This window comes from Pseudomonas sp. SIMBA_068, from assembly GCF_046534705.1.
Lineage (GTDB): Bacteria > Pseudomonadota > Gammaproteobacteria > Pseudomonadales > Pseudomonadaceae > Aquipseudomonas > Aquipseudomonas putida.
This window is the reverse complement of sequence record NZ_JAWRYI010000225.1, coordinates 1-319: the sequence shown is the minus strand read 5'-3', so window position 1 is coordinate 319 and position 319 is coordinate 1. Positions and strand designations below refer to the sequence as shown.

General features: G+C 51.1%; 1 protein-coding gene and 1 pseudogene. Both read left to right on the top strand.

The features are described 5' to 3' along the window. Nucleotides 1-136 (top strand): annotated as a pseudogene (locus SB756_RS28930) (Nif3-like dinuclear metal center protein); the annotation flags it as partial. A gap of 22 nt (nucleotides 137-158) precedes the next feature. Then, the coding region (locus tag SB756_RS28925; RefSeq protein ID WP_142915227.1) for a carboxyltransferase domain-containing protein at nucleotides 159-319 on the top strand (161 nt) is incomplete at its 3' end.

Below are 319 nucleotides of genomic sequence, written 5' to 3'. Positions count from 1 at the left end.
CCGCGAGCAGGGATTGCATTTTTATGCTGCAGGTCACCATGCCACTGAACGTGGTGGTATTCGCGCATTGAGCGAGTGGCTGAATGAAAATACCGATCTTGATGTGACCTTTATTGATATTCCTAATCCTGCATAACGAATAATCAGAGGGATCGAAAGTGCAACGAGCGCGTTGTTATCTGATAGGTGAAACGGCGGTAGTGCTGGAACTGGAACCGCCGGTGACGCTGGCTAGCCAGAAACGGATCTGGCGACTGGCGCAGCGTCTGGTGGATATGCCGAATGTGGTTGAAGCCATTCCCGGCATGAACAATATCAC